Source organism: Streptomyces sp. NPDC048659, assembly GCF_040650575.1.
Taxonomy (GTDB): domain Bacteria; phylum Actinomycetota; class Actinomycetes; order Streptomycetales; family Streptomycetaceae; genus Streptomyces.
In genome coordinates this window covers 1-25,069 of record NZ_JBEZHM010000009.1, presented here as the reverse complement: position 1 = coordinate 25,069, position 25,069 = coordinate 1, and the positions used below count along the sequence as shown (strand labels likewise).

Genomic DNA, 25,069 nt, shown 5'->3' with positions numbered 1-25,069 from the left:
CCTTTTCTTGTGCGGGAGTTAGCTGGCCATGATCCGCGAGAGCGCGGGATAGCCGATGTAGACGGTCATGATCAGGACGAGCATCGCGACGGGCATGACCATCTTTTCGCTGGCCATGTTCGCCTGGGCTTTTGCGGAGGTGACCAGGGCGCCGGAGAGCGACTTGGCCTGCGCGCCGAGGGTGTCGCCGACGGCCGCGCCCTCCTCGCCGGCGATCGCGATGATGTCGGCCGGTGCGCCGAGTTCGGGGACGTCGAGCTCGATGGACAGGCGCTTGAGGCCCTCCCAGGGGCTGATGCCTTCGAGTTCGGCGCGGGTGATGGTGTCGCGGATTTTTGCGAAGACCCAGCCTTCGCCGACCTCGGCGGCCTTCTTCAGGGCCTGGGTGGGGGCCGCGTCTGCGGCGCGCTCGAGCTGGACCAGACGCAGGTAGGCCTTGACCGCGTGCCGGAAGTCCTCCTTCGCCTCCACCGCCTGCTGCTTGAGCTGGAGGTCGGGCAGGAGCCAGAAGACGACCGCGAGACCGAGGCCGGCGATCGCTGGGACCGCGAAGGGGAACGGGTATCCGGCCAGGTTCGCCAGGCTCACCGCCAGGACGGGCAGCAGCAGTCCGTACAGAGCGAGGCCGATCTTGCGGCCCAGGTGGGCGGCGGGGGTGCGCCCCACGAGTTCCAGCTGCTGGCGGGGCAGGCGCAGGGTGCCTTCCCCGGCGGTGCGCAGCAGGAGCGCGCCGGCCTTCTCCATCAGGGTGTTGGGCTGGCTGGCGCGGTTGCGGTCCAGGTTCTCCAGCCGGGTGGCGTCCATCCGGGACAGGACGTCGCCGAGGTCGGGCCGGCCGGGCAGGATGCCGCGCGCGGCGATCACCAGGCCCAGGCCTGCGACGGCGCCGCCGACGACGGCGTACGGGGAGAAGATCACGGCGCCTCCTCGGTGATCTGGCCGCCGGAACGGTCGGCCGGCGACAGGAACCGGGGCGCGGGCTCGAGGATCGCCATGCGACGCATCCAGATCTTGACCAGGACGAACGCGACGGCGACGAAGGCGAGGACGAACTGCCCGGTGAGGGTGTTGTAGGGCTCGACGTAGGTGCCGGAGAACGCGGTGATACCGAAGATCCCGAGGCAGAAAATGGTGACCCAGCGGTCGTTGGTGCGTGGCTTCTGCCGGTCGGCTTCGACTTCACGGCGCGCGAGGACCTCGTGCTGGAGAGCGTCGGCGAGCTCGCGCATGGCCTTGCTCAGGCCGCTGCCGCGGTCCTCGACGTGCAGGATCAGCAGGGCGACGACCTCGTCGACCATGGCGTCGTTGAGGTCGTCGGCGAAGGCCCGGTAGGCATCCTGGGGCACCCAGCCGGCCTGCTGCCGCGAGACGAGAAGCTGGACCTCCTCGCGGATCGCCTTCGGGACGGTCTCCAGGCTGCGCTGGATGGTGGCTTCCAGGCTCACGCCGACGGTGTGGATGTCGGACATGCGCCGCACCCACTCCTCGATCGCTTCGAGCTTGTCGATCTGCGTCTTGCCGCTGCCGGAGGTGTTGAGCAGCCAGGGCAGACCGAGGACGACGGCGACCGTGACGAGCCCGCCGGTCAGCCAGCCGGTGAACAGCCACACGCCCAGGCCCGCCAGAGCGGCGCCGGCCATCCGGGCCTGGCCGCGCGCCCACCAAGAGGTGGGCGTGCGGGCGTCCTTGACGAAAAGGGCGCGGACCTTGCGCTCCAGGCGGCTGCGGCGGCGCACGGTGGCCGACGGGGCCCAGCCGACGCCGCCGGCCACGGCAAGGACGAGACCGCCGACTGCGGCGAGTCCGCCGAACGCGGCGATGAGGGAGGTGAGGGTGAGCGTCACAGCGGCACCACCGTCTCCAGCGGCGCGCCCCAGCTTCCCCACGGCCGCTGCAGGACGCTGCGGTCCAGCCCGGCCCGCACCAGGTCATCCAGGCAGGCCTGGGAGATGTTGCCGTGCGGCACGGCCCGCGGCTCGCGCCGTCCGTCCTGCTCGCGCGGGGCGAAGACCATCTGGTGCGAGGGCCGGCCGCCTTCACCGATGCCGGTGATCTCCATGACGTGGGACACGAAGCGGTGCTTGCGTCCGTGCTGGCCGCCGGGACCGACGAGTTCGGTCTCGTCGACCAGGCGCACGTACACGACGAGGTCGACGGCCTGGGCGATGAGCCGGTAGGCCAGGGCCTCGGTCATGCCGATGCCGGCCTCCAGACACAGGGTGGCCAGACGCTCGATCGACAGCTGCGGGCTGCGGGCGTGGAGCGTGGCCATCGACCCGCCCTCGCCCTCGTTCATGGCGTGGAGCATCGGCACCACTTCCTTGGAGCGGACCTCGCCCACGATCACGCGCCGCAGCGACATACGCAGCAGCTGCGGGAACAGGTCGGACAGGGTCAGCTCGCCCTGGAGCTTGCCGTCCGGGCCGCGCTCGCCGTTGGACTCGCGTCCCTCGTAGGCGACAACCTCGGGGCCGTCAGGGTCCTCGTGGAGGTAGAGCTCGTACTCCGACTCCAGGGTGCCCACACGTTCCTTGCTCGGGATCTCCCGGGCCATGGCCCGCAGCAGAGACGTTTTTCCAACACCCTGGGATCCGACCACGATGATGTTCTTGCGGCCCTTGACCGCAGCCTTCAGGAAGTGGGCGAGGGAGGCGTCGATCGTGCCCCAGCGCACCAGGTCGTCCAGGCCCTGGCCGCGTGTGCGGTGGCGGCGGATGACGATGCTCGGCCGCGGCGTAACGTACGCCGAGGCCGCCAGGCGGGAGCCGTCGGCCAGCCGGAGGTTCAGGTTCGGCGTGGCGGGCGTCAACGCGCGCTCGCCCTGCCCCTGCATCCGGGCAAGGTGGTTGATGAGGCTGATCAGGTCCCGGTCGCTCTTCGCGATCGGGTCCCAGGTCCGCGTCGGACGGTCGGCGTAGTCCACGCGGACCTGGTCGCCGTAGATGATGATGTTCTCGACGTGCCGGTCGTCCAGCAGCGGCTGGAGACGCCCGGCGCGAAACAGCTCGTCGAAGACGGCCTCGCGGACAGCGCGCTCCTGCTGGGGCGTCAGGTCCTGGCCGCTGGCCGCGTACTTCGTCGCCCACTCCGAGACGACCTGCACGATGATCGACTGACCGCGCTGCCGACGGTCCTCCTCGCTCATGGACGCATCGGCGCCCGCGGCCTCGCCGATCTTCATGCTGGCGCGGGAACGCAGCTCGGCCAGCACCTCGTGCCCGACCGGCAGCGTGGCCGGGGCCGAGGTGTCGTGTACAGGGACGACGCTCTTGGGCAGGCTGGCCGGGGACACCTGGGCGGGAACCGGTCGGAGGACCGGCGCACCCTGCGCGGGCTGCTCGCCGAGGGCCTGGGCGAAGAGGGCGTCGAGGCTGGCCGGGGACTCCGGCCTGGTGTCGGTCATGATGCCCTCCCGGCAACCGTCGGCAGCGCGGCCGGATGCAGCTGGACGCGGCGCCTGGTCACCAGTTCGTTGATCGTTTGGTGGGCCGTCCGGGCAGAGCGCAGCAGCGTCTTCGGCAGCTTCTTGTAGGCCCCGTGGGTGAGAACGTCGGCGCTGTCGGCGTCCCACGCGAGCATGCCGACCACGGGGGCCTGCAGATGCTGCTGGACCTGGCTGGAGTTGAAGGAGCCCTCCTCGATCAGCAGCAGGCCGAGCGCGTCGGAGCCCGTTCCGTGATGCGCCAGTTCCTCCCGCAGAACCCGCATCGCGGGCGCCGCCGCCGCGATGGAGGCCTGCGTGGTGCGCACCACCATGAGCACGGCGTCGGCGCGGTGGAGCAGCGGTGTCGGGTAGCGGGTCGTGGACAGCCGGGTCTCGGACTCGGTCAGGACGCGGCCAGCGTCGATGATCACGTCGTGGCCGGTCTGGTCCATCACGCCGAGCAGCCGGGAGATCGGCTCCCAGGTGCGGCTGAGCGAGGCGGCCTGGGTGGGGTCGGTCAGACCCGGCAGGAGGAGGCGCTGACCGGTGTTGTCGCGGTCCAGGCTCACGAAGTGCTGGCTGAACTCCCTGGCGAGCGTGCCCTGCCGGTCCGCTGCCGCCAGACGGTGCAGACCGGTGGAGGCGTTGCCTTCTCCGCCGAGATAGCCAGCCCGGATCGTGCCGCCGGCCGGGTCGGCCTCCACCAGCAGGGAGGGCTTCGGCGAGGACAGGGCGAGGGCGAGCGCAGAGCAGGTGACACCGGAGGACTTGCCGGAGACCAGCGCGATGACCGACATCAGCTGGCCGCCTTCAGCACGATGGTCACCGCGCCCCGCGCAGTCCAGGTGGCCAGCGACGGGCTGTCCGTCCCGGCGACGGCTACGTCCACGACGACCGCCCCGTTCGCGTCGGGAGAGGACAGGCCGACGACGACGGCGCTGATGCTGTCGGGGGCCTTCTGCGTACCACCTGACTTCGCCGCGTCGGCGTTGTCCTGCGGGGTGTAGACGAGCGTGACCGCGTCGCCGGTACGCAGTCGCTGCGCCGGGAGCTGTCCGGGCTTGGCCAGGATGCCCACGGTGTCGCGGCCCTTGGCGACCGGTGTGCCCTCATGCACGGACGCGTCGGTGATGAGGCTTCCCTTGGGTAGATCGGCGGCCGCGGTCTTGCCGACGATCTCGCTGCTGCGGCTGACCGGCACCGGCGCGAGCGCGGCGTCGGGAGCGATCTGTGCCACGACCAGGTCGGTCTTCTTGACGGTCTCGCCGGCCTTGACGTCGTGGGCGAGCGCGATCACCGGCACGCGGTTGCCGGCTTCGTCGACCTGCCATACGGCGAGGAGCGCGCCGACAGCGGCCAGGGCCAGTCCGGCGCCGACGACTACGGGCCGGCGGCGGCGCCGAGGCGCGTCCTGGGTGATCGGCACGGGACCCGCAGGGGGCGTAGCCGTTGAGTCGGCTCCCTTGGGCTTTCGCGGTGAGAGGGTCGTCGCCATCGTCTCGTGGTTCCTCGTACTAGTTGACGACCTGGAGCTCGCCGATGCGGGCCGTGGTCGCAGAGTTGCGGGTGGTGTCCGGGAGCGTGCCGGTCTCGCCATTGGTGGCGGTCCAGTCCACGGCCCAGGTGCTGGTGGCCGTGACGGTGTACTCGCCAACCTTGGTGTAGCGGTGACCGCAGTCCGGGGAGTCGGTGTCGCCGAAGCTCTTCTCGTACGGCGTCCCGGGCTTGGTGCAGGTCACCGTGGTGCCGTCACCCATGGCCCAGGCGATGCTCTTCACCTTGGCCGTCACCGTGACCGACAGGCCGCCGGCGGAGACCGTCATGGTCTGCGGACCCCACGTCTGCGGGGACTGCGCGGTCCACAGCCACACCGGAAGGCCGACCAGGCCCTTCGCGCCGGCCGGAGGCGCGGAGCCGATCTTCGCTCCGTCCAGCCGCATCCGCTCGAACGCCTGCTGGGCGAGTTCGGCGGCCGAAGGCCCGGTGTCGAGTGGGTTGGTCTCGTGCCACTGCACGAAACCGCCGTTCTGCCCGTTGGGCAGCCCGTGCGTCTGGGACAGGCAGGCGTAGTAGTAGATCGCGCCCGTGGTGTGCCCCTGCCACACCGGATCCGACTTGGGCGGCTGAGGGTTGGCCAAACCGATGTAGCACATCTTGGACTCGTCGAGCGTTCCGATGCCGTCGATGTGGCACGGCCACTGGCCGTAGCTGGTGGCGCCGGTGGCGCACGTCTTCTTCGACGAGCCGCCTCCGCCTCCGCCGCCGCCTCCGCCGCCACCGCCTCCGGTGCCCGGCTTCCCGTTGCCGCCGGGTATCTCGACACCGCCACAGACCCAGTCGTTGTCGCAGTGACCGACGTCCGTGCCGCCCCCGCCTCCGCCGTCGGCACTGGCGGGCGTCGTCAGCACCAGCAGGCTCAGGACCGCCACGAGAGCAGTGAGGAGCGCCGCAGCGCGTCGTCTCAGCACGTGCGGTCCTGACGAGTCAGCTCGACGATCTTCCACTCGTCGCCGACGGTGCGTGCCGAGGCGCTGACGACGAAGCGCGTCAGGCGGTTCTTCGGCAGCTCCAGCTCCTTGCCCGTCTTGGCGTCCACGAGCGTCCACTTGGACACGTCCACGCAGTCGGTGATGGTGGCCTTCTTAGGCGACTCGTCGAGGCTGACCGCGGTGACTTCGGGCTTGATCTGCGGGGCGCCGCGCATCGCGCTGCCCTTGATCTTCATGTTCGCCACGTCCGCGAGGACCTTGGAGTAGGCCTGATCGAAGCTGTACTTCTCCAGGCCGGTGTCACGGACGTCGACCTTCTCGAACGCCTTGGCCTGAGCATCCCAGTAGCTTCGGTAGCTCTGCTCGACCGCCTTCTTCGCCTCGGCCTGCGGATCCGCCGTGGGGGACTGAGACGGGCTCGAGGTGGCCGCCGGCTTCGCCGGCGTCCCCTCGCTGCAGGCGGTCAGCACAGAGGCCGTGGCGGTGACCATCGCGACGGCCAGGCCAGCAGTACGTATTCGAGTCCTGGTGGTGAATGACACTGGCATATCCCCGTGTGTGAGTCGCGGTCAGTCGATGGATGGCATGGGTGCCCGGGGCCCTTGAGGGGGCTCGGGAAGGCAGACGGTGAGGGCTGGGGAGGCTACGTGGCGGCGCTGCCGAACGGCCCCCGAATTTCTGCAGGCAGCACCCGTAATGGATGCCAAAGGCAGCGGCCGTGGCGCTCCGCATTGGAGCGGGTGATCAAATGGATAAGGAGCCTAGATTGCCTGCTGTGGAGGCGTCACATGCTTTTAGCGACGGCCGTGCGGCAGTCGGCTGCCGGTGGCGGCGTTCAGCGAGCGCAACAACTGCTCGACCGTGACCTTCAGCAGTTCGGCGGCCAGCCGGAACTTGGACTCGTCGAGCGAGGAAAGGCCCCGCTCGATCCGCGACCACCGGGCCTGGGCGATGCCCAGCCGGTGCGCCAGCGCGCGCTGGCTCCAGCCGGCCAACAGCCGCAGCCTCTGCACATCGTCCGGTCTGCCGGTCGACAAGAGCGCATCCAGTGGCACTCTCAGGCTGTCGGCGAGGGCTTGGGCCGTCGGCAACTGGGGCTTTCGTCGCCCCTGTTCGTACAGGCAGATGTGGGTGCCGGCCACCCGCGCGCCGCGCGTGCGAGCCATGGCCGCCAGGTCGTCCTGCGACAGGGAGGCCGTGGTGCGCAGTCGGCGCAGGGCGGCGGCGCTGAAAGCTGATACTCCGCGGTTCGCCACCTGGCTCCGTCTCGACGGGGATCTCGAGGTGCTCCTCGCTGGACGGGCTGGTCTCGCCCGTGCGGGAAGTCGTCGGTGACGTGGCGGGTGCGTGCTGCCCGGCCGCCAAGTACGTCCGCACCTCTTCGGATTGGCTTGCGCCCCGAATCTGATAGGGAGTCAGCATTCCGTTGAAATGCACACGACCCCCCTCCCCGCGACCGCACGTATGTGTGCGGATAGTGCTCGCCCCGTGACTGAATCTGACCGGTAACTTATACGAATCTTGCACGGCCTTTTCCGGTCGTCAAGATCTATTCTGACGATGATCTTGCGTTGTGCGGCTTATGTCCGATCCGTCCTAGCGTGGCGCTGACCTGGCCATCTGCTCGGCGGCGGTCGGTGGAGTACCCGGCGACCCCGTACTTTCGGCCATGCCGAAGGGCCCGCCCGGTTGCCGGTCAAGGCACGGAGTGCCGCCGAGACGTCCCGTGCCGCCTGTGGCGGAGATCACGGCCCCTCTTCCTGGCCGGGGGCTCCGCAGCGGACTTCGAGCGCGAACTCAGCCGGCCCGGGACGGCGACACGGCCGAGCGCGAGCAGCGCCAGGAAGCCGATGAACAGGCGGTAGAGCGTGACCAGTCCGGACACCAGGCCGCCCAGGAGCGCGAGCAGCAGCACCGGCCTGCCCCAGGGGCTCGGAAGGTAGGGCGCCGTGACCACCGTCCCCAGCAGGCTGACCGTCAGCACCGCCCACACCACGCCCCGGCCGAACGACGCCGCGGCCAGGCGCGCCCGCTCGGCCGTCAGCGGGTCCCGCGCACCCTCGCGCGCGGCTTGGGGCGCGGCCCACCGTTCACCGGCCTTCATAGCACTCCTCCTCGGTCACAGGTGTCATTTCGGCCGTCCGCGCGACGGCGTGCTGGGCGTCCCGCAGGCCAGCGGCCAGCTCGTTCAGCCCGACGGAGAGTTCGTCGAGAAGCTGCGCCGGCGCTGCGTCCTCGACGAGCCGGGACCGTCGGCTGCCGAGGTAGGCACCGGGTGCTTCGGGCCCTCGGCCCGCTTCATCAATGTCCGCCAGCCGGTGCTCCAGACGCTCCTGCTCGCCCAGGGCCGCAGTCGCCGCCACGCCCAGCCGCCGGTAGGCGGCTTCGTACTCCTGGACGACGTCGAGACCGGCTCCGTCCTCGCCGGCGGCCAGCACCAGGCCAGCGGCGTCCCACAGGAACCGGTGTCCGGCCTCGGCCGCGCGCCGAAGCTCGGCCACTCCCGACGCTGTTGCCGCCGCGGCCACCTGCTGCTGCAGTGCCAGGAGCCGGTGGATGCACTCGGCCCGAGGGACGGCGGCATCAACGACCCGCACGTGGCGACGGGTGACGAGGGCGGCGAGGACCGGCCCGCCCCAGACCAGCGCGACGCCGGCCGCTACGGCCACTATCAGGGCCGCTCCCACGGAAAGGTGATCACCCAGCGTCGGCGGCAGCAGCAGGACCGCGGCCGTGACCACGGCCAGGCGCCCCACACTCACCGCGGCCGGCAGCTCGGCGCCGCCGATCCTCCGCAGGAACGGGGCCGGCCGCCGCCCCCACACCGTACGGGCGAGAAGCGACTTCCACCCTGCCCCCGAGGCCGGGGCGAGCACCCCGACCTCCGCGGGGAAGGCGTCCTCGAACCGCGCCTGCGAATCCAGCGGGTACCCCCACCGGACCCAGCCCCACTCTGTGCGCTCCACCGGCCGCACCGCGCCGACGGCGGACTCGAAGGCCGCGGCGCCGGCGCGGCTCTCGCCCGACGCGGCGAGGTGGTACTGCAGGGCGTGAACCGTTTCGCGGTGCCAGCGGTCCACGTCCCCGCCGTAGGGGAGCGGCCGAAGCCGGTCCCCGAACTCGCCTATCACTTGGACGCCCCCTCACCCGGCAGAGCCGGCCCGGGGCAACTGCCCAGGACGCGGCGCAACGCCTCCTTCTCCGGCGGGGTCACCCAGAGCTTGTACTTCACCTTCACCTCGATCTGGCGCTGCGCGTAGCCGCAGCGGATCGGCTTGTTCGGCGGAAGCCAGGTGGCGGCATCGCCGTCCCCCTTCGCCCCGTTCGTCGGGCCGTCGACCGCCACCAGGTTGAGCGGGTCGCGCGCGAGGCTAAGCCGCTCGGCCGCACTCAGCTGCTGCGCGCCGGTCTGCCAGCTGAGGCTTAGGGGAACGACGTGGTCGATCTGCACGGCCAACGACGTCTTGACGCCGCGGGTGAAGGAAATCGTGCGCGCGGTGTACGGGTCGTGGAGCACCCCGGAGACGACCGTGCACGGCCCCTGCCGCACGATATCGGTCAGATCGCGGGCGAGGATCTCGTTCCGGGTCGAGCAGCCGCCATGGCTTCCCGACGCGGTGCCGCTGTCGCTCCATGCCGGACCGAACTGGTCGCGGCTGTACCCGGTCTGGGGAGCTCTCCCCTTCACCGGGAGCCGGTCGAGCTCCTGGAGAGCGGCGGTGGCCGACACCATGGGCCCGGCCGCGGCCTCGGGTGCCGACTTCACGACGTCGGCGGGGGTGCAGGCGGCGAGCGTGGCCGCCGCAGCGAGGGCGGCGCCGATGGCCGCGGCGCGAAGAGAGTGGGGCATGGAGTGGTGCTCCTGACTGGTCGGAGGTGCGCGTCATCCCATAGAGGTGCCGCGCGGCGTATCCGTGTGACCACTCCCGCCCCACCGGTGTCGAGAAGTTCGGCGCGCCCTGGCCGACGGCGCGCCTCGCCGTCAGCCGAGCGTGCCGCTGAAGGTGATCCGGTCGCCGCGGTCGAGGGCTTCGACCGTGACCGGGCCGGGGACGGCAGAGGCGGGCAGGGTGAACCGCACGGTGACGGTGGCCGAGCGCGAGGGCGCGATCGGAGCGTCGGGGTAGTCCAGGCTCGGGGTGACGCTCGCGGCGTCGGTCAGGCCGGCGCCGGTCATCACCCGCAGGGTGATCCCCAGGCCCGGCCGCGGCCGGGGATCGCCGTTGGTGACGGTGAGGTCGGCCGTCGCCGTCCGCCTGCCGCCGGTGTCCGGCCCGAGCGTGATCGGGGAGATCCGCAGGCCCGCCGGCGACCACGCACCCAGGGAGAGAAGGGGGCCGGGCGACGCCGGCGTCGTGCCGGTGGGCTCGGGAGAGCCGCCGGACGAGGGGGCGCTCCCGGGAAGGGTGCCCTCGAAGAAGAGGTCGTCCGCCTCCGCCATCCCCTCCTGGGTGGCCTCGGCGGTGACGGTGACCCGCTGGCCCAGGCCCTGCGGGGGAACGGCCACCCTTATCTCGGCGGTGAAGGTGGCGCCCGGCGCGACCTTCGTCCCAGCGTCGTGTGCGGGGAGCCCGGAGAGGGTCTGATCCGTGACCGGGACGGCCTGGCGCCCCAGCGAGCCGTAGCGCACGGTGAGCGCGGTGTCCGGAAGCAGGGTGATCCGGTCGCTGGTGTTGGTGAACGTCGCCGTCGTGCGGAGCACGGACCAGCCGGCCGGCACCTCGCCGGAGGAGGAGCTGGCCTCCTTGAACGGAGCCACCGCCAGGGTCCAACCCTGCGCCGCGACGGGGACGGCACGCCCCAGCTCGGTGATCCCGGACGGCAGCCCGGTCGGCGTGGCACCGCCGGCGGCCGAAGCGGACGCCGGGCCGGGAGCAGACGGCCCTGACGTAGAGCCGGCGCACCCCGCCGACAGCGCCGCGACTGCCATCACGACTACGGCGGCCCATCCCCGTGTGCTCCGCATGATTCTTCCCCTCGGTCATGGCGCGCGATCGCGCTCCTGAACGGGGATCATGCCAAAACAGCCGGAGGCCGAACCTCAGAGCTGCCGGGCAGCGGTCGCGCCGGGCAGCACACGCCGGTGACGCGGGCCCGGTGCTCCGAGTACTGCCTCGGGGGCGGGGCGCCCGCTCCCGGCGGCCTGGCCGGTGTCCTCGCGGGCCTGGGCGACGGCGGCCAGCCCCTCGCGGACGTCCCGCTGGTTCCTGGAATGGAAGGCTTCGGCCTCGATCAGGCGACCGAACAGGAGATCGGCGTTGATCAGGCCCAGGCGGTACGACTCGTCGGCGTACTCCGCTCCGGCATCGGCGGCGGTGCGAGACAACTCGGCCGCGCGGTTCGCCCACGCCTCGATGGCCTCACCGTTGTCGTCAGCGTCCGGGAGACGGCCTACGTGTTCGGCGAACGCCTGGGCAGCGGCGAACGCCAGGGAGAACGGCTGGAGGATCACGCCTGCGCCTCCGCTCCGGGGTACTCGCTGCTGATCGCGGCGGTGCACCGTCGGTGCTGCTCGGCGGTGATGAGGCCGGTCTCCAGCTGAGCGTCGAACAGGGTGCGCGCGGCGGTCTGCGCCCCGGCGCGGGCCCGTTCGATCGTGGCCGGGTCGCCGCCGCGGAGGGCCAGGCGAAAGTCGGCCACCCGGGCGCTGTGCTGCCGAGCCCGCTCGCGCACGGTCTCGCGGTCGATGGTGTTCATGTGGGGTGTTCCTTGGAAGGGGTGGAGGAGCTGGAGGTCCGGACGTTGTCGCTGGCCGGGTCAGACCTGGTGCAGCGCGGGGTACGGGCCGCCGAGGGGCCTGCTGTAGCCGGCGGGGACGAGGTAGGCGACGTAGCAGCAGACGGCGGCGCCGCAGTGGAAGGTGACGTGCAGGCCGTAGGGGATCGCGCCGTTCGCCGCGCTGAGCGGCTCGACCCGGCGGATGAAGGGGTCCCGCCGCGCGGTCAGCACGCCGATCAAGTGCCGCTCGACGGCGGCGAGCGGCGTCTTGCCGACGGCCGGCAGCGCGGCGGCGCGCAGCCTCGGCGGTGGGGCTCCCTGCTGTTCGGCGCGTGCGTCCGGCGGACGGGCGGCCACGATCTGGAGGTAGACCTCGGCGCTGGTGGGGAGGGTCAGCCGCAGTCCGTACCGGCTGTGGGTGCAGCCAGTTTCGGCGAAGGTGGCGACTTGCCCCCGGTTCGCCGTGTTGTCGTCGAGGCAGGCGCGCAGGAGCGACTCGAACTCGGACGCCTGCCAGGGCTGGAGAACAGCAGTGGCCGGGCAGCTCATCGCTCGGCCCGCCGTCCGGCGCACACCGCGTGGTGGTCGGTGACCATGCCGATCAGCGTGGGCAGCACGTCGCCGGACTCCGCGTCGCACAGGTGCTCTCCACATCCGAGGTGGATCAGTTCGAGGTCGTGCTTGGCGGGGTCGCCGGAGTCGAGCAGCGGGTAGTCGTCCCAGGCGATCGCCGGGGGCAGCACGTGGTCGGCCGGGGTGCCGGCCAGGGCGGTCGCCGCCGGTCCGGCGAGGGGCCCGGGGCTCATCGGCAGCTCTTCTCGTACGGCTCCAGCGCGGCGAACACGGTGACGCCGAGGACCTGGTCCCCGGCACCGGCCAGCCAGTCCTGCACCGAGGTCCCTGCGGGAACCCCGGACAGCTGCTTGGCGAGGCCGGCGACGCCGACGTGGGGCGCCCCGTCCGCGGTGCAGTCGGTCTCGTAGGTGCCGACTCCGGGCACGTGGGCGATGAGGTGGCCGTCCGCGCCGTTCCAGTGGGGGTCCTGCCAGAGCTTGAAGACGGCGGTGGGGGCCTGCGCCTGGAGGGCTTCCGCGAGACGGTGTGAACTGCCGAGCGGCATCTCGTGGGCGCCGTAGCACGAGCCGAGCACCAGTGACTTGGGTTCCGGCTCTTCGGTGTCTCCCCAGTCGAGGCCCAGCTCTTCGTCGGCGATGACTCGGAGCACGGCGTCTTGCTCGTCCTCGTGGACGGCGTAGACGTACAGCTGGAACGGCGAGCGGTCGGACATGACGATTCTCCTGTCGTGTGATCGGGTGGTGGGGCAGGTGGCCGGGGCGGTGCCGATCAGCACCGCCCCGGGGCAGTTCAGGCCGCGAGGGCGGTGTCCGGGCGCTGGCGCTTTTTCAGCCCCCGCGTACGGAGCGGGTCGTGGCGCTGCTCGTCCACGGGGACCACGGTGGTGATCGGGTCGGTGTCCTCGGGGAGCAGGTCCAGGCGGACCCAGTAGGGCATCACCCAGCGGGTGGTCTCGCCCTGGCGCCGCTTGCCGATCCGGAACCGGCGGAAGTGGCCGCACCGCTGGTGGGGTGCCTGCTGGACGCCGGAGGGGATGCCGTCGCCGTCCAGCACGCGGCCGGTCGCCCGGCGGGCGGCGTGCAAGGCGGGGCCGACGCGCCAGCCGATCTCGACGAAGAACGGGTCGCGGTTCTTGTGGATCGTCCGGCGCTTCTTCTTCGACGGCCTGATGACGGGCGGCTCGGCCAGGTCCCGGTTGTCGCAGCAGAGGTAGATCAGGACGCTCAGGGCGGGGCGCAGCAGCTCCTCGAACAGGGTGTACGCGGCGGCCTTGTCCCGGGTCCGACTCCAGTGGGCCTCGGCCCTCGCGGCGGCGAAGTCCACGGCCTGGGCCACGGTGAACTTCTCCATCCCGGTGGGGATGTTCATGCGTATGTAGGTCTGGCCGCGCACCTCCCACGTCTCCTCGTCGAGAAGGTCGATCACGAAGAGCAGGCCGAGCCCTTCGATCTCCTCGTCGGTGTAGGTCTGCTGCTCGGGCGTCTGGTTGAAGCCGAAGAGGTAGAAGCCTCGGACCAGGCCGTCCGACTCCTTGTACCGGATGGGCCAGGGCTCGGGCAGGACGACGAGCGGATTGATGTGCGGGAGCTGGCTGAAGATGTTGCCGGGCAGTGTCTCAGAGGTCGAGCGGTACAACTCTGCGGCCAGGTGCTGGTTGAGGTCGTAGGTGACCCGGCCCCGCCTGGCCCACATGCGGAAGACCCCCACGTGGCTGGCGACGTCGATCAGGTCGGCCTGCTCGGCGAGCGTCAGGCCCGGCGGCGCGGTGTGCCCGAGGGTGACCGGCCGCCCGGTGGAGAGCTGGTCGAGCTTGGGGGCGAGCCACAAGTGGGTGCCGCGCAGAGCGCTCTCACGTTCGGTCAGCTCTTCGACGAAGACCTCGCTGATGTCGCGGCTCCTGAGCGCGCGGGAGTGTCGGCGGTTCATCTTGGCGATCCCTGTGGTTACGGGCCCTACGGGCCGGGGCGTCCTGGTAGACCGCTGGAAGGCAGTCCACCAGGGGAGGAACCGGTGCGGAGCGGCCAGTGGGCTTCGCCGGGCAGATGGCCCGTTCGCACCGAAGATGCCCTAACCATAACGCATATTCGTAGAGTTAAGCAATTACGGTGTGGCGGGGATGGGCACCAGGAAGAACTCCTGGCCGCCCTCGACTGCCACGCGGATCGGCCGGTCCGGCAGCGCGCCGAACACCGCCTCCGTCACGGCCTCCGGCGCACTGTCGCCGCTCAGCGCCGGCCCGAGGGCGGAGCGGATGGCCGCCAGGGTGTCCGCCGACAGGGGCGCCTTCAGCGGCGCGGCCTTGGCCTCCGCCGCACAGGCCGCCAGCTCCTCGTCGCCGGCGCTCGCGTTCAGGCCGTGGCGGCGGGCGATGGCGGCCACCGTCGTGGCGAGCGCCGCGCGGTTGTGCCAGCGGCACAGCTCGCCGGGGGTTCCCACTGGGTGCAGGTGCCGGGCGGTGCCGATCGAGGTCTTCTTCTTCATGCGTCCTCCGTTGCGGTCGGGGTGCCGGTTGGTGTCGAGGGCGATGGGGGCCGGGCCGCGCCCGGCCCCCACCTCGCGGTCACAGGTAGGCGCTGACCATCTGCGCGAACTCGTCCGGCCCGATGACGGGGATGCCCAGCTGCTTCGCCTTCTCCTTCTTCGAGCCGGCCTTTTCTCCGGCGACGACCAGGCTGGTGCTCTTCTTCGAGACGCTGGACCCGGACCGGCCTCCCGCCTTCTCAATCAGCTCGTTCATGCCGGTGCGCGACAGCGGTTCGAGGCGCCCGGTCATGGCCCCCGTCACCACGAAGGTTGGCGGCGAGGCGGGGCGGGGAGCGTGATGCAGCCATCGGCGACCGCCAGAAGGCCGCCGGCAACTCATCGGTGATCCTGGGCCTCGTCAGGCGACCGGTCGGCCGATCTGGCTTTCAGCGCTGGTTCCCGCCCCGCTGCTCAAGGACTTCGAGCGAGCGGAGGACCGTGACGTCGTGGTCGGTCAGCACCTGCGCGTACGCGCCGCTGTCGCGCACGTAGCGGTTGATCTCAGGATCGTCGATGGAATGGGCGGTCCAGCAGAGCATGTGGTTGCGGCCCGAGGTCCGCTCGTCGGAGCAGATCTTGCGTGCGTCCGCTTCGCTCACCCGCCAGAGCACCCGCCGGTGGGTGGTGCTTGTGTTCCTGGAGGCGATGAAGACCACCACTTGCGCAGTCATGCGGAGTTCCGATCATGTGCGGACGCCCTGCGCGGCTCCGGCCGGCGCGGCGGTGTGGGAAGAGTGCTGTCGACCTCGGCGCACCAGCCGGATACCGGTGTGCCGGCTGCCCGAAGGCGACGGGCTCGCGTACCTCTGCGCCGTCCACGGACGGACCGTCTCTGCGCCTACGGCGGGGGCGTGACCTCGAAGGCACCACTGGAGAGGTCCACGGTGAGGTTCGCGTTGAGCTTCGGCCGGTCGAAGCGGGAGTAGACCCCAAGGAGGTCCCGGAACCGGCCCTCCAACGCGGTGGCCGCGTCGTCGTGCTGCTCCGGGCCCTCGTACCGCCATGCCTGACCATCCGCCAGGAGCCATACCTCCTCGTCCCAGTACATGCCGTCCGGGGCGTCCGAGTAGGTCACGAACTCGACGCTGGTCGCCCTGGTGCCGGCCTGGTCAGGGCAGCGGGCGCACATGGCCCGCAACACCTGGAGCAGCTCCTGCTCGACCCGTTCGTGCGCAGCGTCACGCAGCCAGCTACCGAGCTCGTACAGCTCGTCTCGGCTCAGCTGCGGCAGCAGCGGCTCAAGCTGCTCCTTGGTGAGCATCGCCCGGGTGAGCGGGATGCGGCACTCCGGTGCGGCGCCCGACGGCCGAGCGGGAGCAGGGGGCCGAGGCCGGTTGAAGCAGTAGTGGCACTCCTTGCCGTCGCCGTTCTCGGCGCGATTGTCATCCATGATCGTTTCCTGACAGCGGGTGCAGCGCTGGGATCCCCCGCACGTGGTGCAGTCCTGGTTTCCGTCGCAGTCCGCACACGTGGAGCATGTCCAGCACCCCTCGTTCCCGTCGCAGTCCGGGCACGGCGTCGCGGGCGGGGCGGGATCGGGTTCACCTGCGGGACACGGGGGTGCGGCGTCGCGGGGGACGTCGACTGCGATTTCCGTGGTGGGGGTCATCGGTCTACCTCTTGGAGCGATGGCCGGGGCCGTGCGGCGTGCACGGCCCCGAGGTGTTGGTTCAAGCGGGGAGCGGCACGAAGAGGACGGGGCTCGGCGTCCCGTACGGCTGCTCGTCATCGCCGATCTCGATCAGGGCGTCAGCCACGAACGTCCGATCGAAGTCAGGGGCCTCGACCGCGAGGTGGGGGCCGTAGTGGAGCGTCGCGCCGTAGGTGTTCCACGCCGGCCCGTCGTCGTAGTCGTTGGTCACGATGAACGTGACCGCGCTCGGCAGCGGGTGCTCCGGGCGGTCCGCGAAGAACTCGATCAGAGCGTCGCGGAGGTCCACGCGCAGCTCCTCCGGAACCTGGGGGTACACATCGTGCGCGGGGCCCCGAGGAGCGGGAAAGGCGGCGCGCAGCGCGGCGACGAGCTCCGCCGGAAGGGCCTGAAGGGCCGTGGCGCCGAGGTCCGGCCCCAGGGCCTTGGGTGCGGTCGCCAAGGCGCTGAAGGCTCGCTTCAGGTCGCCTTCGGCGGCGCGGAGTACGGCGTCCTGGGCGCAACGCTCGGAGTCGGACAGGGCCTTGGGCATCGTTGGGCTCCAAGTCGGGTGGGGCGCTGCGATAGGCGCGCAGCGGCTGACGGTGCAGCGGGGGCCGTGCTGGCGTCGCCGACCGCCCGGAGCGCTGCCCGGCGGTCGTCGGAGAGGGCTGCGAATAGCGGTGCTGCGGGTCTGACGGGTGCTGTTCACCGAGTCCGCTGTTGCGCGGCCCGAGCCCGCAGCTCGGCGATGAGCCTGTCACGCCCGGGCCACCAGGACGCGAAGAAGGCCTCGGTGTTGGACTTGAGCTGCGCCTTGAGCTGGTCGGTCAGGCTCTCCGTCCAGATTTGCGCCGCGTCGGCGAGCCAGTCGATGGCCGGACCGGAGTTCGCCACCTCGCTCGCGTACCCGTCCTTGAGGAAGGCGGCATACACGCGCACTCGGCGAGTGACCGGCAGCTGGTACGTGCTGCCGTTGTCCAAGGACACCTCAGTCGCCACGAAGGCAATCCGCTTGATCGCGGTGACTGTGCCTTCGGCGATGTAGTCCTGGACGGGGTGGTCGCCGTACACCTGGAAGCTCACGGGGTATCCCGGGGCGAGGGCGGACGCGGTGGTGGCTATGTAGGACACGACACTCCTGATGGGAAGAGGGGCCAGATTGGCGAGCGGCTTGCCCGACTGACAGAAACCATACGCACTCTCATGGAATTAAGCAACATCCTTCGGGTAGGGCTCTGCTCCCATCGCGATGACGGTGCGCGATCGCTCGGCCCGTGTGCGGCCCACAGCTAGGACGTATCGGAAGTTGCCGGGGTGGCGTACTGAGCGGGCTCCGAGGTGCTCCAGGGCCCTCGGTAGCCACTGCGCCGGGGATTCGCCGGCCGTGCGGGGCGGTGCCCCGAGAGCGGCCAGCCGGCTTTCCACCCCTGCGGCCCCGGGCTCGCGGCCGGTCAGCTTGGCCCGAGACCGAGCCGAAGCGCGCGAGTTCGCAGATTCTTGGAGGTGCCAACCGCTGAACCCGCGCGTCGTCGCCCGGTTGGAGGCGGGAACGAGGGCGGGTTCGTCTGTGCCTGCGGGGCATGTGACGACCGTCAGAGCACGTGGGGATCAGCGGCGTACGGCGTCGGTGGCTGTCCACGGGGTGATGAGCGCGGCGGCCATGGAGACGGTGGCAAGGAGGAAGAACAGCGGTCCGTAGCCGTTGAGCGGTACGGCGAGGGCAGCACCGGCGAACGGCGCGAGTGCTGCTGCTGTGTGGGCGGGTGCGGCGAGAAGTCCGGAGAGGCGGCCGTAGTGGGTGGTGCCCCAGCGGTCGGTGATGGCGGTGGCCTGGAGGAGGGTGAGGTTGCCGCGGACCATGCCGGCCACGACCGACACGGCGATGAGCAGGGCGTACGGCCCGGGGACGGCGGCGAAGGCCGCGGTGGTCAGAGCGCCGAGCGCGATGAGGATCGTCGTGCGGGCCGTGGTGGTGGTGTGTCGGGCGAGGGCGGCGTACAGGGTGCGGCCGAGGGTTTGTCCGGCGCCGCCGATGCCGAGGGCCCAGGCGGCCTGGCTGGTGGTATACCCGCGTTCCAGCAGGAGTGGGACGAGGGCGACGACGACGGCGTACATCGCGAAGGCCGACAGGGTGAAGGTGGCGGCGAGCAGCAGGAACGGTCGGCTGCGACTGACTTCGGAAGCGCCTTCGGCCGGGTGTGCAGGGCTGGTTGGAGCCTCGGGCCAGGGTGCGCGCAGGGCCAGGGCGTGGGCGGGGATGGTGACGGCGGCGAGGATCGCGGCGAGTACGAGGTAGGTGTGGCGCCAGGACAGATGGTCGGCGAGGGTCGCGGTCAGGGGTGCGAAGACGGTGGAGGCGAGCCCGCCGGCGAGGGTGACGATGGTCAGGGCCCGGATGTGGTCGGGGGCCCACCAACGGGTGAGGGCGGCGAACGCGGGCTGGTAGAAGGTGGCCGCCATCGTGAGCCCGGCCAGCGCCCAACCGGCGAAGAAGACCCGCAAGTTCGGGGCCGCGGCCACGATCAGCAGGCTGACGACGCCGAGTACGGATCCGGCGGTCATGACGGTGCGCGGGCCGCTTCGGTCGAGGATGCGGCCGACGCGGATTCCGGCGAGGGCGGAGACGACCAGAGCGAGGGAGAACGCGGCGGTGGTCGCCCCGGCCGGCCAGCCGGTGGCGGCGGTGATCTGGGGGTTGAGGACGGGGAAGGCGTAGTAGACGATGCCCCAGCTCACGATCTGCGTGGCGCAGAGGGCGGGCAGGGCGGCGCGGGGTCGCGACCGGTCCCCTGTTCCGGTCGCGACCCCGCGCGCAGGGGTGCCCAGGTCGGTCACGAGCCGCAGCAGCCGCCCGCCGGGGCCTCCTCGGCAGCCGCCGCACCGACCGTGGCGGGGGCGGCGAGCTGGACGAGCTGCGGCGCGGGCGCGCAGCAGCCGCCGTCGGCCTCAGCGGCGTCGGGGGTGTCGAACAGGCCGGCTCCGCCGCAGACTCCGGTCTCGGGCAGGGTGAGTTCGACGCGGTCGGCCGCGTCGAGGTCGCCGGCGATCGCGGCGGCGACGGAGCGGACCTGCTCGTAGCCGGTCATGGCGAGGAAGGTCGGGGCGCGGCCGTAGGACTTCATGCCGACCAGGTAAACGCCCTGTTCGGGGTGGGAGAGCTCGCGGTGGCCGTGGGGGTAGACGGTGCCGCAGGAGTGCTGGTTGGGGTCGATCAGCGGCGCGAGCTCGACCGGGGCCTGGAGGCGCTCGTCGAGGCCGAGGCGCAGCTCGTCGAGGAAGGTGAGGTCGGGGCGGAAGCCGGTCAGCACGATGACCTCGTCGACCGGGTCCAGGCGGCGTCCGTCCTCGCCTACCAGGACCAGGCGGCCGTCGCCGGTGCGCTCGATCGCCTCGGTGCGGAAGCCGGTGACCGCGTCGGCGTGGCCCTCGTCGACGGCGGCCTTGGCCGCCAGGCCGAGGGCGCCGCGCGCCGGGAGCTGGTCGGCTTCTCCGCCGCCGAAGGTGGAGCCCGAGATGCCCCGTCGCAGGATCCACACGCCCTTCGTGCCCGCGCCGTCGTCGGACTTGGCGAGGTCGGCGAGGTAGGCGAGGGCAGTGAACGCGGAGGCGCCGGAGCCGATGACGGCGGTGCGCTTGCCCGCGTACCGGGCCCGGACGGCGGGGTCCACCAGGTCCGGTACGCGGTAGGTGATCCGGTCCGCGGCGGCCTTCTCACCGAGCGCGGGCAGTCCGCTGCCGCCGGCCGGGGACGGCGTGGCCCAGGTGCCGGAGGCGTCGATGACGGCGCGGGCGAAGAGGCGCTCCTCACGGCCGTCGGTGTGGGCGACGTGCACGACAAACGGCTGGGCCTCGCGGTCGGCGTCCACGATCCGGTCCCGGCCCGTCCGGGAGACGCCGGTGACGGTGGCGCCGGTGCGGACGCGGTCGCCGAGGACATCGGCGAGCGGCTGCAGGTAGAGGTCGGCCCAATCGCCGCCGGAGGGGTAGGCGGCCGGGTCGGGGCGGGCCCATCCGGTGGGGGCGAGGAGCTTCTCGGCGGCGGGGTCGACGACCTCGCCCCAGGTGGAGAACAGCCGCACATGCGACCACTCGCGCACCGCGGCGCCAGCGGTAGGCCCCGCTTCCAGGACCAAGGGCTCGATGCCCTGGTCGAGGAGGTGGGCGGCGGCAGCCAGGCCGGCGGGTCCGGCTCCGATCACGAGGACGGGCAGCTCGGTGGTGGCGGGCGCGTTCACGGCGACTCCTTGCGTGTTTCGACATCTGTCGATGGCTTGCGCGGCCCAGCATGGCACCTGTATTGATGAGCGTCAACATAGACATTCGTCGAACCCAGGGGGATTCGCTGATGGAGTACATCGACGTCGCCGTGATCGGCGGCGGCCAGTCCGGCCTCGCCACCGCCCACGCACTGCTGCGGCGCGGGCTGCGGCCGGTGGTACTGGAGGCGTCCGACCGGGCGGCCGGGTCGTGGCCGCACTACTACAACAGCCTCACGCTGTTCTCACCCGCCCGGTACAGCTCCCTGCCCGGGATGCCGTTCCCCGGCGCCGACCGCGACCGCTACCCGCACCGCGACGAGGTCGTCGCCTACCTCACCGCCTACGCCGACCGCCTGGACGCCGAGATCCGCACCGGCTGCCGCGTCAGCGCGGTCCACGGCACCGGTGACGGCTTCGCGGTGGAGCTGGAGGGCGGCGGCCGGCTGTCCGCGCGGGCCGTCGTCGCGGCCTCGGGGACATTCGGCCACCCGCACCGGCCCGCGCTGGCGGGCCTTCAGGAGTTCACCGGGCAGGTGCTGCACGCCGCCGACTACCGCAGTCCGGCCCCCTTCGCCGGTCGCCGGGTGGTCGTGGTCGGGGCCGGGAACTCTGCGGTGCAGATCGCCGCCGAGCTCGCCGAGACCGCTCGCGTCACGCTCGCCACCCGCGGGCCGGTGAAGTTCGCAGCCCAGCGCGTCCTCGGTCGCGACTTGCACTTCTGGACGGCCCGCACCGGCCTGGACACCGCGCCCCTCGGCCGGTTCCTTACGCGCCCGCCGGCGCAGCCGGTCCTCGACGACGGCCGATACCGGGCTGCCCTTGCCGCCGGGCGGCCCGAGCGGCGAGAGATCTTCACCGGCGCCGACGGAGCCAAGCTCGTCTGGCCGGACGGGCAGCGGGAGGAGGTGGACGCGATCGTGCTCGCCACCGGTTACCGCCCCGACCTGCCCTACCTCGCCGGCCTCGACGGCGCTCTCGACACCGAAGGGGACCCCCGGCACCGCGAAGGGATCGCCACCGGGGTGCCGGGGCTGGCGTTCGTCGGGCTGGAATGGCAGCGCAGCCTGTCGTCGAACTCACTGCGCGGTGTAGGCCGGGACGCGGAGCGCATCGCCCGGGGTCTGGCCGCCCACCTCGCAGGCCGGTGACGGAACTTCCCGCACTGGTTCGACATGTGTCAACATAGACGCATGTCGAATGCGAAGGTGCTGCCGCTGCTCGAGCCCGTCGACGGCCAGGGTGTGGTGCCGTGCTGCCCGCCGCTGACCGAGCGCCCGATGACCGCCGAGGAGGCCGAGACGGCCGCGCGGATGTTCAAGGCCCTCGGTGACCCGGTCCGGCTGCGGCTGTTCTCCGCGGTGGCCTCGCACGAGGGCGGGGAAGCGTGCGTGTGCGACATCTCCGACGTCGGCGTCTCCCAGCCCACCGTGTCCCACCACCTGAAGAAGCTCAAGGAGGCCGGGCTGCTCACCTCCGAGCGGCGCGGCACCTGGGTCTACTACCGGGTCGAGCCGTCGGTGCTCGCCGCGATGGGCAAGCTGCTGACGATGCCGGCCGCGGCCTGACCGGGACGGGGAGGGGGACGTCGTGGTGAGTGGATCGGCGAGCGCGGTGATCGTGCTGCTGGCACCGGAACACGCGGGGCAGGTGCTGGCTATCTACCAGGCGGGGATCGACGAGGGGAACGCCACCTTCGAGACCGTCGCGCCGACCTGGGAGGCGTTCGATGCGGCGAAGCTGCCCGAGCACCGCTTCGCCGCGCTCGACGAGAGCGGGGCGATGCTGGGTTGGGTGGCCGCGAGCCGGGTCTCCGACCGGTGCGCGTACGCGGGGGTGGTCGAGCACTCCGTCTACGTCCACCCGGCTGCCCGCGGCCGCGGCGTCGCCTCCGCGCTGCTGAAGGCTCTGGTGGATTCCACGGAACGGGCCGGGATCTGGACGATCCAGTCGGGGATCTTCCCTGAGAACACCGCCAGCCTCGCTGTTCACCAGCGGGCCGGCTTCCGTGTCATCGGCACGCGGGAGCGGATCGGGCGCCATCACGGTGTCTGGCGCGACGTCGTGCTGGTCGAGCGTCGCAGTGCCGCCCTCACATAGTTGTCAGTGGCTGCCTTTGATCGTTTTGGTGGGCCGGGGCGACGAGACCGGGTTACGGGTTCCACTGTGCGAGCTTGTGCAGCGCGGCCGAGGTGCGGTTGAAGCCGTCGTCGCCAAGGAGATCGCGGAGTTCTGCGTTGAACCGGCCGGTCTGCGGACCGGCAGCGCGCATCTCAGCCCAGGGCCTCGATCAGTTCGTTGCAGGCACTCTCGCAGGAACGGCAGGCTTCGGCGCAGACGCGGCAGTGCTCGTGCATGTCGGCGTGGGATGCGCACTCGTCGCCGCACGCCTTGCAGACCATGGCGCACGCCTGGAGCATCGCGCGGGTGATGTTGGCGTCGTAGCCGGTGTGGCGGGAGAGCACCGAGGCGGTGGCGGTGCAGATGTCGGCGCAGTCCATGTCGGTCCGGATGCACTTGGTCAGATCGCCCACCATGCCCTCCGACAGGCAGGCGTCCGCGCACGCCGTACACGCCTGCGCGCAGGCGATGCATGCTTCGATGCAGGCGGTGAGCTTGGCCTGATCGATGTCGCCGAGGTCGGCCGGGTAGGTGGCGAGCATGTCCTTGACGGTGCTGGACATCGCGGATGCCTCCTCACGCACCGCGGGCCGGCGGATCCGTTCGGCCGCCTCGCGAGCCCTCGGTACACCTCCAGCTAACCCCCGCCGGCGCGAACGCGCCCGGCGCACCGTGGGGTGCGCCGGGCGGTGGGGGCAGCGGCCGAGTCAGTGGTAGGCGTGGACGACGGCGTGGCCCTTGCCGCGGCCGATCATCCACTTGTTCACCGGCGTCGTGATCACGAAGGCGACCGCGAAACCGCCCAGGAGCGCCGACCAGAACAGCCCGTCCGAGAGGTGGGCGTCCATCGCGCCGGGCACGAGAGCGATGATGCCGTTGTCGACGAGCTCCATCACCGCGATCGAGACGGTGTCGGCGGCGAGCGCGACCTTGACCGCGGTCTTGAAGTCCAGGCCGGCCCGGCGGACCGCGAACAGGGTGAAGGAATAGCCGAAGACGAACGCCAGCGCGATCGCCAGGACCATCGTCTCCACGTTGCCCCACATCAGGGCGGTGCCGATGACCATGCCGAGGATCTCGCCGATGGCGCACCCGGTCAGGCAGTGCAGCGTCGCCTTCGCCGCCGTCGGCCAGGACGCCCCGGCCGCATGGCCGCCGTGGTCGTGACCCTGGTGTGCCTGATGGGCGGCGTGGTCGTGCGCGGTGCCGGTGTGGTGAGCGGTGTGGTCCATGACGTTCATCCCCATTCCCGTCCTGTGTGGCCCGTTCCCGGGTCCCACACCCAGAACCATATACCCCCCAGGGGTATTCCTCTAGTGGTTGTCGGCGGGTGCGGAGGGGCGGTGGAGGACGGTCCAGGTGCGGCCGGTGTCGGTGGACTCGTAGACGGTGTCGGTGCTGTCGGCGGCCAGCAGCCGCTGCGCGGTCACCGCGGTGAGCACGGTGGGCTCGCCGCCTTCGGGCAGGCGGCCGCTCTCCGTCCACGTCTGGCCGCCGCGGCTGCTGACGACGCGGCCGTCCGCGGCCAGCGCGATGAGGAGGCCGGGCCCCGGCTCGTCGATGGCGACCAGCCCCGGCGCCGCGGGGACGGCCCGGAAGGTGCGTCCGTTGTCCGTGCTGCGCTCAAGGCCCTTCCCGGTGGCCGCCCAGAGGGTGCGGGGGTTTTGGGGGTGGGCGGCGAGGTCGAGCAGGGGCAGGGCGGCGCGCTGGTCCCAGCTGCGGCCGCCGTCGGTGCTGGCCCACAGCTTTCCGCTCTGGCTGTCGAATCCGTACAGCGTGCTGCCGGCCTGTTCGAGGGCGTGGAAGTCGGCTTCGCCTTCGGTGGACAGCGTGCTCCACGTGCGGCCGGCGTCCGTGCTGCGGATCAGGCCCAGGTGCGGTGGGGCGTCCGGGTCGGCCGGGGAGGGGTGGCCGCTGGCCAGGAAGGTGGACGGGCCGGTGACGGTGAAGCCCATGGTGTCCTGGTAGCGGTCGGCCACCCGGGTTGCCTTCTTGCCGGTGAGGCGGAAGACGCCGTGGTGGCCGGCGGCGTAGACGGCGTTGTCGGCCGGGTCGACGCCGAGCCCGTGCAGGTGACCGGTGCCGGGGTCTGCGGCGGCGGTGGTGTTCTGGTCGGGGCCGGAGGTGGAGCAGGCGGCGAGCAGGGCAACGGCTGCTGCCAGTAGGGCGGCCATCCAGCCGCGGCGCTGGAGTGTGCGGGCAGGGGTGATCACGTCGGGTCCAAGCTGTCGGCGGGAATCGGAGCGGGGCCCGTCCCTCCCGAAGGAGAAGCCACCCGTGAGCCTCCGGCCGTCCCCTCCCCCGCTCCCCGCCTGGATGACCTGGTGGC

The 25,069-nt window shown here is 71.6% G+C and carries 31 protein-coding genes and 1 pseudogene; 3 read left to right on the top strand and 29 right to left on the bottom strand.

Annotated elements, in window-relative coordinates; all coding sequences use genetic code 11:
* Positions 1-18: 18 nt before the first annotated feature.
* From AB0C99_RS09635 to AB0C99_RS09510, 26 genes and pseudogenes are all read right to left on the bottom strand, one after another.
* Positions 19-918 (bottom strand): type II secretion system F family protein, encoded by a 900-nt coding sequence (locus tag AB0C99_RS09635; RefSeq protein ID WP_362471910.1) that lies wholly within the window; start codon positions 916-918, stop codon positions 19-21.
* Complete coding sequence (locus AB0C99_RS09630) at positions 915-1,844, bottom strand: type II secretion system F family protein (RefSeq protein WP_362471907.1); 930 nt, start codon at positions 1,842-1,844, stop codon at positions 915-917. The genes AB0C99_RS09635 and AB0C99_RS09630 overlap by 4 nt, the downstream gene beginning before the upstream one ends.
* Positions 1,841-3,403 carry a CpaF/VirB11 family protein gene (locus AB0C99_RS09625; RefSeq protein WP_362471905.1) on the bottom strand — a complete coding sequence of 521 codons (1,563 nt, stop codon included), beginning with the start codon at positions 3,401-3,403 and terminating at the stop codon, positions 1,841-1,843. Before AB0C99_RS09625 ends, AB0C99_RS09630 begins: the two co-directional genes overlap by 4 nt.
* Positions 3,400-4,221 carry a hypothetical protein gene (locus tag AB0C99_RS09620; RefSeq protein WP_362471902.1) on the bottom strand — a complete coding sequence of 274 codons (822 nt, stop codon included), beginning with the start codon at positions 4,219-4,221 and terminating at the stop codon, positions 3,400-3,402. Before AB0C99_RS09620 ends, AB0C99_RS09625 begins: the two co-directional genes overlap by 4 nt.
* Complete coding sequence (locus AB0C99_RS09615) at positions 4,221-4,850, bottom strand: SAF domain-containing protein (protein WP_362471900.1); 630 nt, start codon at positions 4,848-4,850, stop codon at positions 4,221-4,223. The genes AB0C99_RS09620 and AB0C99_RS09615 overlap by 1 nt, the downstream gene beginning before the upstream one ends.
* Positions 4,851-4,938: 88 nt before the next feature.
* Entirely contained in the window at positions 4,939-5,892 is a 954-nt protein-coding gene (locus AB0C99_RS09610; protein ID WP_362471898.1) for an ATP-binding protein, read from the bottom strand.
* Positions 5,886-6,455: a hypothetical protein gene (locus AB0C99_RS09605; RefSeq protein ID WP_362471895.1), complete on the bottom strand. Its 570-nt coding sequence runs from the start codon at positions 6,453-6,455 to the stop codon at positions 5,886-5,888. The genes AB0C99_RS09610 and AB0C99_RS09605 overlap by 7 nt, the downstream gene beginning before the upstream one ends.
* A 252-nt stretch (positions 6,456-6,707) precedes the next feature.
* Positions 6,708-7,169 (bottom strand): helix-turn-helix domain-containing protein, encoded by a 462-nt coding sequence (locus AB0C99_RS09600; RefSeq protein WP_362471892.1) that lies wholly within the window; start codon positions 7,167-7,169, stop codon positions 6,708-6,710.
* Between the two features lie 440 nt (positions 7,170-7,609).
* Positions 7,610-8,017, bottom strand: a complete 408-nt coding sequence (locus AB0C99_RS09595) for a hypothetical protein (RefSeq protein WP_362471889.1) — start codon at positions 8,015-8,017, stop codon at positions 7,610-7,612.
* Complete coding sequence (locus tag AB0C99_RS09590; RefSeq protein ID WP_362471887.1) at positions 8,004-8,993, bottom strand: hypothetical protein; 990 nt, start codon at positions 8,991-8,993, stop codon at positions 8,004-8,006. Before AB0C99_RS09590 ends, AB0C99_RS09595 begins: the two co-directional genes overlap by 14 nt.
* A 47-nt stretch (positions 8,994-9,040) precedes the next feature.
* Entirely contained in the window at positions 9,041-9,763 is a 723-nt protein-coding gene (locus AB0C99_RS09585) for an HNH endonuclease family protein (RefSeq protein ID WP_362471884.1), read from the bottom strand.
* A 132-nt stretch (positions 9,764-9,895) separates the two neighbouring features.
* Positions 9,896-10,672: a hypothetical protein gene (locus AB0C99_RS09580; protein ID WP_362471883.1), complete on the bottom strand. Its 777-nt coding sequence runs from the start codon at positions 10,670-10,672 to the stop codon at positions 9,896-9,898.
* Between the two features lie 282 nt (positions 10,673-10,954).
* Positions 10,955-11,365, bottom strand: coding sequence for a hypothetical protein (locus AB0C99_RS09575; RefSeq protein ID WP_362471881.1), 411 nt, complete (start codon positions 11,363-11,365; stop codon positions 10,955-10,957).
* Entirely contained in the window at positions 11,362-11,610 is a 249-nt protein-coding gene (locus tag AB0C99_RS09570; protein WP_362471878.1) for a hypothetical protein, read from the bottom strand. The genes AB0C99_RS09575 and AB0C99_RS09570 overlap by 4 nt, the downstream gene beginning before the upstream one ends.
* A gap of 60 nt (positions 11,611-11,670) precedes the next feature.
* Entirely contained in the window at positions 11,671-12,180 is a 510-nt protein-coding gene (locus tag AB0C99_RS09565; protein ID WP_362471875.1) for a hypothetical protein, read from the bottom strand.
* A complete protein-coding gene (locus AB0C99_RS09560; protein WP_362471872.1) occupies positions 12,177-12,437 on the bottom strand; it encodes a hypothetical protein in 261 nt (86 codons plus the stop codon). The genes AB0C99_RS09565 and AB0C99_RS09560 overlap by 4 nt, the downstream gene beginning before the upstream one ends.
* The gene (locus tag AB0C99_RS09555; protein ID WP_362471869.1) at positions 12,434-12,919 is read right to left on the bottom strand and encodes a hypothetical protein; all 486 of its coding nucleotides are present in this window, start codon (positions 12,917-12,919) and stop codon (positions 12,434-12,436) included. Before AB0C99_RS09555 ends, AB0C99_RS09560 begins: the two co-directional genes overlap by 4 nt.
* A 77-nt stretch (positions 12,920-12,996) precedes the next feature.
* On the bottom strand, positions 12,997-14,133 hold the full coding sequence (locus tag AB0C99_RS09550) for a hypothetical protein (RefSeq protein ID WP_362471866.1): 1,137 nt from the start codon (positions 14,131-14,133) through the stop codon (positions 12,997-12,999).
* A gap of 174 nt (positions 14,134-14,307) precedes the next feature.
* On the bottom strand, positions 14,308-14,688 hold the full coding sequence (locus AB0C99_RS09545; protein ID WP_362471864.1) for a hypothetical protein: 381 nt from the start codon (positions 14,686-14,688) through the stop codon (positions 14,308-14,310).
* Between the two features lie 79 nt (positions 14,689-14,767).
* Positions 14,768-15,001: pseudogene (locus tag AB0C99_RS09540) on the bottom strand (BRCT domain-containing protein); the annotation flags it as partial.
* A gap of 115 nt (positions 15,002-15,116) precedes the next feature.
* Complete coding sequence (locus AB0C99_RS09535) at positions 15,117-15,401, bottom strand: hypothetical protein (RefSeq protein WP_362471861.1); 285 nt, start codon at positions 15,399-15,401, stop codon at positions 15,117-15,119.
* Positions 15,402-15,568: 167 nt separating this feature from the next.
* Positions 15,569-16,120, bottom strand: a complete 552-nt coding sequence (locus tag AB0C99_RS09530; protein WP_362471859.1) for a hypothetical protein — start codon at positions 16,118-16,120, stop codon at positions 15,569-15,571.
* Between the two features lie 280 nt (positions 16,121-16,400).
* Positions 16,401-16,913 (bottom strand): hypothetical protein, encoded by a 513-nt coding sequence (locus AB0C99_RS09525; protein ID WP_362471856.1) that lies wholly within the window; start codon positions 16,911-16,913, stop codon positions 16,401-16,403.
* Between the two features lie 155 nt (positions 16,914-17,068).
* The gene (locus AB0C99_RS09520; protein ID WP_350572394.1) at positions 17,069-17,446 is read right to left on the bottom strand and encodes a hypothetical protein; all 378 of its coding nucleotides are present in this window, start codon (positions 17,444-17,446) and stop codon (positions 17,069-17,071) included.
* A 525-nt stretch (positions 17,447-17,971) separates the two neighbouring features.
* Positions 17,972-19,198, bottom strand: coding sequence for an MFS transporter (locus AB0C99_RS09515; protein ID WP_362471853.1), 1,227 nt, complete (start codon positions 19,196-19,198; stop codon positions 17,972-17,974).
* Entirely contained in the window at positions 19,195-20,598 is a 1,404-nt protein-coding gene (locus AB0C99_RS09510) for an NAD(P)-binding domain-containing protein (RefSeq protein ID WP_362471850.1), read from the bottom strand. Before AB0C99_RS09510 ends, AB0C99_RS09515 begins: the two co-directional genes overlap by 4 nt.
* Positions 20,599-20,708: 110 nt before the next feature.
* Here AB0C99_RS09510 and AB0C99_RS09505 point away from each other — a divergent pair, with 110 nt between their 5' ends.
* The 3 genes from AB0C99_RS09505 to AB0C99_RS09495 are packed head-to-tail and all read left to right on the top strand — an operon-like array spanning position 20,709 to position 22,719.
* On the top strand, positions 20,709-21,770 hold the full coding sequence (locus AB0C99_RS09505; RefSeq protein ID WP_362471847.1) for an FAD-dependent oxidoreductase: 1,062 nt from the start codon (positions 20,709-20,711) through the stop codon (positions 21,768-21,770).
* Between the two features lie 42 nt (positions 21,771-21,812).
* On the top strand, positions 21,813-22,187 hold the full coding sequence (locus tag AB0C99_RS09500) for a metalloregulator ArsR/SmtB family transcription factor (protein WP_362471844.1): 375 nt from the start codon (positions 21,813-21,815) through the stop codon (positions 22,185-22,187).
* A 25-nt stretch (positions 22,188-22,212) separates the two neighbouring features.
* On the top strand, positions 22,213-22,719 hold the full coding sequence (locus tag AB0C99_RS09495; protein WP_362472320.1) for an N-acetyltransferase family protein: 507 nt from the start codon (positions 22,213-22,215) through the stop codon (positions 22,717-22,719).
* Positions 22,720-22,892: 173 nt separating this feature from the next.
* Here AB0C99_RS09495 and AB0C99_RS09490 read toward each other — a convergent pair whose 3' ends face one another.
* The 3 genes from AB0C99_RS09490 to AB0C99_RS09480 form a co-directional block, all read right to left on the bottom strand.
* Positions 22,893-23,303: a four-helix bundle copper-binding protein gene (locus AB0C99_RS09490; protein ID WP_362471842.1), complete on the bottom strand. Its 411-nt coding sequence runs from the start codon at positions 23,301-23,303 to the stop codon at positions 22,893-22,895.
* Between the two features lie 144 nt (positions 23,304-23,447).
* Complete coding sequence (locus tag AB0C99_RS09485) at positions 23,448-23,972, bottom strand: DUF4396 domain-containing protein (RefSeq protein ID WP_362471839.1); 525 nt, start codon at positions 23,970-23,972, stop codon at positions 23,448-23,450.
* Between the two features lie 81 nt (positions 23,973-24,053).
* Positions 24,054-24,953, bottom strand: coding sequence for a F510_1955 family glycosylhydrolase (locus AB0C99_RS09480; protein ID WP_362471836.1), 900 nt, complete (start codon positions 24,951-24,953; stop codon positions 24,054-24,056).
* Between the last annotated feature and the right edge of the window lie 116 nt (positions 24,954-25,069).